The organism is Methylomagnum sp. (genome assembly GCF_054333355.1).
Genome location: NZ_JBTEKS010000245.1, coordinates 1 through 6744, shown reverse-complemented (window position 1 = coordinate 6744; position 6744 = coordinate 1). Strand labels below are relative to the sequence as shown.

6 protein-coding genes are annotated in these 6744 nt (G+C 56.1%); 4 read left to right on the top strand and 2 right to left on the bottom strand.

Annotated features, from left to right (window positions below; all coding sequences use genetic code 11):
• Positions 1 to 20 precede the first annotated feature (20 nt).
• The 4 genes from ACXWUF_RS16025 (at position 21) to ACXWUF_RS16010 (ending at position 4558) form a co-directional block, all read left to right on the top strand.
• Positions 21 to 1412 carry an aspartate aminotransferase family protein gene (locus ACXWUF_RS16025; protein ID WP_458495659.1) on the top strand — a complete coding sequence of 464 codons (1392 nt, stop codon included), beginning with the start codon at positions 21 to 23 and terminating at the stop codon, positions 1410 to 1412.
• 111 nt (positions 1413 to 1523) lie between these two features.
• Positions 1524 to 2432: an FRG domain-containing protein gene (locus ACXWUF_RS16020; protein ID WP_458495657.1), complete on the top strand. Its 909-nt coding sequence runs from the start codon at positions 1524 to 1526 to the stop codon at positions 2430 to 2432.
• A gap of 67 nt (positions 2433 to 2499) precedes the next feature.
• Positions 2500 to 2868 carry a copper resistance CopC family protein gene (locus ACXWUF_RS16015; protein ID WP_458495656.1) on the top strand — a complete coding sequence of 123 codons (369 nt, stop codon included), beginning with the start codon at positions 2500 to 2502 and terminating at the stop codon, positions 2866 to 2868.
• A 19-nt stretch (positions 2869 to 2887) separates the two neighbouring features.
• Entirely contained in the window at positions 2888 to 4558 is a 1671-nt protein-coding gene (locus ACXWUF_RS16010) for a copper resistance D family protein (RefSeq protein WP_458495655.1), read from the top strand.
• Positions 4559 to 4757: 199 nt separating this feature from the next.
• Here the strand turns inward: ACXWUF_RS16010 and ACXWUF_RS16005 are convergent, their stop codons facing one another.
• A complete protein-coding gene (locus ACXWUF_RS16005) occupies positions 4758 to 5378 on the bottom strand; it encodes an HpnM family protein (protein ID WP_458495654.1) in 621 nt (206 codons plus the stop codon).
• Between the two features lie 145 nt (positions 5379 to 5523).
• Positions 5524 to 6297, bottom strand: a complete 774-nt coding sequence (locus tag ACXWUF_RS16000) for an RNA polymerase sigma factor FliA (RefSeq protein ID WP_458495658.1) — start codon at positions 6295 to 6297, stop codon at positions 5524 to 5526.
• Positions 6298 to 6744 lie beyond the last annotated feature (447 nt).

Genomic DNA, 6744 nt, shown 5'->3' with positions numbered 1-6744 from the left:
CGACATTTCTCGAGGCTTCAATGTCCAGCTACATCAAAGACCTACTCGCCGCCCACCCCGGCAAAAACTTTGAACTTCACGAACAGCACCTCAATACCCAAATGGTCCGGGTGCTGAAAACCATCGGCTACGACCGCGTTTACACCAAGGCCAGCGGCCCCTATCTCTATGATGCGCAGGGCAACGAATACCTGGACCTCCTCAGCGGCTTCGGTGTGTTCGGCATGGGCCGCAACCATCCGACCATCGTCCAGGCGCTCAAGGACGTGCTGGAAGCCGACCTGCCGGACATGGTGCAGATGGACGTGTCCCTGCTGAGCGGTCTGTTGGCGGAAGAATTGCTCAAGCGCTGCCCCGCCAACCTCACCAAGATGTTCTTCTGCAACTCCGGCGCGGAAGCCAACGAAGCGGCCATCAAGTTCGCCCGCTACACCACCAAGCGGGAGAAGATCGTCTACTGCGAACACGGCTTCCACGGCCTGACCCTGGGCGCCTTGTCCCTGAACGGCGAAGAGGTGTTCCGCGAAGGCTTCGGCCCCTTGCTGCCCGGCTGCGTGGCGGTGCCGTTCAATGACCTCGCCGCGCTGGAAAACGCCTTGCGCAACAAGGACGTGGCCGCCTTCATCGTCGAGCCGATCCAGGGCAAGGGCGTCAACATTCCCGCCGATAACTACCTGCCTGAAGTCGCCAAGCTCTGCCAGAAATACGGCACGCTATTCGTCGCCGACGAGGTTCAAACCGGCCTGGGCCGCACCGGGAAATTCTGGGCGGTCGATCACTGGGGCGTGGAGCCGGACATGATCCTGATGGCGAAAGCCCTGTCCGGCGGCTTCATCCCGGTGGGCGCGGTCGCCATGACGACGCGGGTGATGGACGCCGTGTTCAACCGCATGGACCGCGCCGTGGTGCATGGCTCGACCTTCTCCAAGAACAACATGGCGATGGCGGCGGGGCTCGCGACGCTGAAAGTGATCGACGACGAAAAGCTGGTGGAAAACGCCGCGAAAATCGGCGGGGATATCGTGGCGGGTATCGAGGCCATGATTCCCAAATACGATTTCCTCAAGCAGGTGCGCGGCAAGGGCTTGATGATTGCGGTGGAATTCGGCTCACCCGATGGCCTGTTACGGAAGGCGGCATTCGCCGGACTCGAAGCCGCCAATAAGGGCTTGTTCAGCCAGACGATCACCATTCCGTTATTTAAAAATCACCGCATCCTCAGCCAAGTCGCGGGCCACGGCATGAACGTGGTGAAATTCCTGCCGCCGCTGGTGGTGAGCGAAAAGGACCGGGATTGGATTATCAACGCCATGGACCGAGTGATTGCCGATACCCAGGAAGTGGGCGGGGCAATTAAGGATTTGGGGAAGAATTTGATTAGTCATGCGTTGAAGCAGAAGGCGGGGGGGTAGTATTTCAAACCGCTGGTTCCCAAGCTTCGGCTTGGGAACCAAGTCTTGCAGGCCCTAGCTTGCAGCAAATAACGAAAGACAAAAATGCTGGCTCTGTTTGTGAGGTAGGCTATGAGTAATGCGGCGCACCAATTTATCGAAGATTTTGAGCTATTATCCCAAGATGATCAAAGGGAAGTTCAGACAGAAATACTGCGCCGAAAACATGAAAAGCCAGAGTCTTCAAAAAGAATAAAATCAGTAAGCGATTTTATTAAGTCAATAAATGAACTAAATAACACGCATCAAAATTCCAGGATTATCCTTTATCGCGGTCAAACTAACAGCGAGTGGAAGCTGAAGACATCGCTTGAAAGGATCGGTTGCGAAAAAATAAGCTGCAAAGAATACTATCAATGGATTGACAAGATAAAGCCATTGATAAATCCGTTCATCAACGAGAAGTGGCAGAGAGAATCAAAGTCGGGGATTGGATACCCTTCCGTAACACTCAATAGCTATGATTCTGGTTCGTTTGAACTGCCTGAAATGGAATACATGGCATATCTGAGGCATCATGGATTTCCAACGCCGATTTTAGACTGGTCGAGATCAGCATATGTTGCTTTGTTCTTTGCTTGCGAGGATTTCCCAACGTCAGAAACAGATGGAAAAGTTTTTATCTATGCAGATAGAACAAGCCAAATTTTAGGAAATAACATCCCTTATCTTAGAAGGATTGGCCATTACCTTGAGGCGGACAAGAGACATTTCGCTCAGAAATCAGAATACTTACTGCCCTCAATCTTCGATTCTGAATGGCATTTCATCTCGGCAAGTGGTGTGCTCGGAAACTTCTCAAGCCAGTATCTTATTGAAGAATTAGTGATTGATAGATTTTCAAAGTCAGCAATTATAAAAGAATTGCACACCATGTTAATCAATAGACATAGCTTATATTTAGATGAGGACAACTTGATTAAGCACCTCTCCGACGAGTTCTTTATCGAAAAGGTGATGAAAAACAAGTCCGCTATTTAAGCATACAAAAATAAATCGTAATTTTTTTACCCTACCTTATCGCCTTATCAATTCGATATTAACCAATATGCCACACCCAAACCACTTAACCGCCCTACTCTTCTCCGCCTGCCTCTCTCTCGCCACCGGAGAAGCCGCCCACGCCCACGCCGTCGTGACCGAATCCTCGCTCACCAAGGAACCCATCCAGCCCAACCACGCCACCACCGTCGTGTTGTTCTTCAACGCCGGGGTGGAATTGAAGCTGTCGCGGGTGTTCCTGGTCAGCGCGGGCGATGTCTTCCATCCGGTCGAGATCAAGCGCGGCAAAAAGCCGGGCGAATTGCACATCCAATTGCCCGCCCTGGAGCCGGGCGACTACGCCATCAAATACAAGGTCTTCGCCGCCGACGGCCACCTGACCGAAAACGCCATCCGTTTCCACGTCTCCGAATAAGGAAGGGTTTCCTATGTACATGCAAGGTTTGGCCAATTTCATCGACGACTTCCTCGGTGGCCTGATCCTCATCGGCTACGCGCTGGTGGTGGGCAGCCTCCTATGGAGCTTTTTTATTCTCAAGGTCTGGTCGGCGCGGCCCGCCGCGAATGAAGCCATCGTCCGCCGCGCCGTCGCCGTGCTGCGGTTCGGCGCCATCGCTCTCGCCGCCATGCAGGGCACCAAGCTGCTCATCAAGGGCATGGTGCTGTGGGGCGTGCTGGGCGAACTGCCCATCGAAGCCTACGCGGGTACCGTGCAGTTCCAGGCCGGACTGGCGCGGCTGCTGTTGTCGCTGGGCATCGTCTACCTCAGCGGCCAATTGCTGCTGAGTCCCACCAGCCGCAAACACTGGAATCTCCTGACCGCCGCCACCGTCCCGCTGGTCATCGCGGGCGCTTGGCTGGTCCACGCGGTCGGGCGCTTCGAATACCGCGAGCCGCTGATGCTCATGACCATCCTCCACCAGTTCGCGGCGGCGGTGTGGTTCGGCGGCGTGGCGCAATTGCTGGCGCTCTGGCATCTGGGCCGGAAAAACCCCGACGCCAAGGCGCTCTGGCCGAACGCCATCGTCCGCTTCGGCCTGTTGGGCGTTGGCTCCGTGGCCCTGCTGCTCGTCACCGGCCTGCCGCTGGCCCTGACTTATGTGGCGTCCTGGGATGGCTTGTTCGGCACCGGCTACGGCAGCCTGGTCATCACCAAGATCATCCTGCTGTGCGGGGCGCTGGGCTTCGCCTATCTCAACCACCGCGCCGGGCGGCAATGGCGGGCGCAGCGACAAGGCGTCGCCCTCACCCGCAAGGTGCCCCATTACATCGAGGCGGAAGCCTTCATCCTGGTGGGCATCTTGTTCATCGCCGCCACCCTGTCCTCGCAGCCGCCTTCCGAAGACATCGCCGGCAACCCGGAACTGACCGCCAAAATCCCGGATGTGATGCAAATGTTCACGCCGCGCCTGCCGAAAATCCACTCGCCCAGCCACGAGGAATTGCTGGCCGGGGAAGCGGGCCGCGTCGCCGTGGTCAACAAGGTGCCGTCGGTGGCCGCCACCGAATGGTCGGACTACAACCACAACGTGTCGGGCCTGTTCCTCACGACCATGGGCTTGATGGCGATGCTGTCCTATATCCGCGCCCCCGGCTTGCGCTGGACGCGGTATTGGCCCATCGGCTTCGTGGGGCTGAGCATCTTCCTGTTCTTCCGCAGCGACGCCGAAACCTGGCCACTCGGCCCCATCGGCTTCTGGGAAAGCACCTTCGGCAACGGCGAGGTGTTCCAGCACCGCATCGCCACCCTGGTGGCTTTCATCCTCGGGGTGATGGAAATCCGCGCCCGCACCCGCAGCGACGCCCGCAAGCTGCAATATGTGTTCCCCATGCTGTGCGCGTTCGGCGGGATATTGCTGCTGACCCACGCCCACGCGGAATTCGAGTTGAAGAGCGAATTCCTCATCCAGTCCACCCATACCACCATGGGCCTGTTGGCGGTGCTTATGGCGGCGGGCCGCTGGCTGGAATTGCGGCTGGTTTCGAACGAAGGCGCGACGGCGGGCGATACGTATCTCGAAGGGGGTATTGCCGGGTTTATCGCGATTTTCTCGATGTTTCTGATTGGGAATATCATGATGTTTTATCGGGAGCCGTTGTTTTAAAGGGATATTCCCCAGCGTGGTGGCTGGGTTGAGGCGCGAAACCCAGTACCGTAGGGTGGATAAGCGTAGCGCATCCACTCAATCAAATCGGCGGATGCGTTTCACTTATCCGCCCTACGCTGGCTGAAAAATATCCGCCAATCAAACAAAAAAAGGGCACCGCGTGGTGCCCTTTTTCATTAATTTGTATCCGAATCCCTCAACCCGAACTCCCACCATTATTATTCGCATAATCGGTGATTTTCTGGGTCAATTTATTAAGCAAGCTGTCAAACCCTTCCCGGTCGATCACGCTGGTGTATTGGGCCTTTTTCAAAGCCAAGTCGCTGATGCCATCGACGATGATATTGATGATTTGCCACTGGCCATTGAGTTCGCCCACGACATACTCGAACTTAATGGGTTTCTCCTTGGGCGCGGTGAAGTTATAGCGGAGCAGCATTCGGCCATTCTTCAAATCCTGGTTGGAATCGTATGAAAATGACTCCCCGGCATATTCTTTGAACTGAGCCGCGTAGGTGGCAACGCTGAGGTCGGTGAGCTTCTCCATGAAGGCCGTCTTTTGCGGCTTGTCCAGCTTCTTCCAGTGACCGCCCAAGGCGATCTGCGAAACCGCCTCGAATTCGAAGGTGTCCTTGACCACCGGCTCCAGCTTTTTGTAGCGCCCCTGATAACCTAATTGCTTGCCCCCCTTCATCACTTCAATCAAGGCATTATTGAGCCGGTCCACCGGCTTTCTGGCCTCGTCCACCGCGTCGGCCAGGGCCGAAAATGACGTGGCGACAGCCAGTAATAATGCGAATATTACCTTTAAAAACATGGCTTTCCCCTTATTCGACTGAGCCGTGGACTATATCATAAAAAACTGAGCGACCATCCCCGTGACGGGTCATTTCTGTTTTGGAAACCACGCTTGCCCGCCGGGTTCCCGGTCCCGAGAAATTACGCTCCCACCCCGCCGACGCTTATTGCAGCCTTTCCTCCAGCACGACCGGCGACCGGATGGCCCGTGGGACACGATGCCCCGTCTTTTTCCGTGGAAGTGGCTTGCGGTCGCCGTCCAGCCAGCCATGCATCCTGGCCCGCAGCCGCAAAATAGCTTGACTCTGTATCTGGCAGATACGCGACTCGCTGACCCCGAGGCGTTCGCCGATCTGCTTGAGGTTTAATTCTTCTTCGTAATAAAGATTTATGACCAGCCGTTCCCGCTCAGGCAGGCTGGCGATGGCGTCCACCAAGGCGCGGGCGAAACTGGCGCGGGCCAAGCCTTCGGCGGGCTGCAAGCTCAGATCGGCGCAGCCCTCCAAGGCGGAGTCGCCGGATTCCAGCAGATCTTCAATGCTGAACACGCGGCAGCCCAGGGAGTCGCGGAGGATTTGGTGATACTCGGCCATGGACAAGCCGAGGTATTCGGCCACTTCGGAATCACGGGCGTCACGCCCGGTGCGGGCCTCAATGACGCGGATGGCCTCCGCCGCTTCCCGCGCCTTGCGATGCACGGAGCGGGGCGTCCAGTCATAGCGCCGCAACTCGTCCAGCATGGCACCCCGGATGCGGATGCCGGCATAGGTTTCGAAGCTTGCGCCCTGTCCCGCGTCGAACTGTCGGGCGGCCTCCAAGAGTCCGATCATGCCGGCCTGGATCAAGTCCTCCACCTGTACGCTGGGTGGTAAACGGCTCATTAGGTGGTAAGCAATGCGCTTTACCAAAGGGGCGTTTTGCGACACCAAAAACTGCATAACCAACCCCGCATTATCAGGGATGTTCAAATTGACGCGGCTCATAGGAACGCCGATTTGATGTAATGGATCACGTTTATACAACAGGCCTATCCACCGAATGGCCAACTATCGAAAGCGTGCGAAATGAATGCTTCCCACGGCCATAGGTTTTCAAAGAGCTAATATTTTCAGAAGAAAATTGTAACATAAACAGTCAGTCCAAGTGATTTTTCTAAGACTATTGTGCCAACCATATGAGCAAGTAACAAACCACGCCGTGAAATCGCGGAACTCGTGCCGCACCTTTATCTCTGGGCACGGGCTGGGCGCTGACGATCCCGCTGGATACGAAAAGCTTGTGAACCGGGCCTCATATTCATAGAATCCGCCCCGGAGTCGGCCAGACAGCCGCTGTTCGAGCCTCACCGCTCGGAGGGAGGAAAGTCCGGGCTTCATAGGACAGGG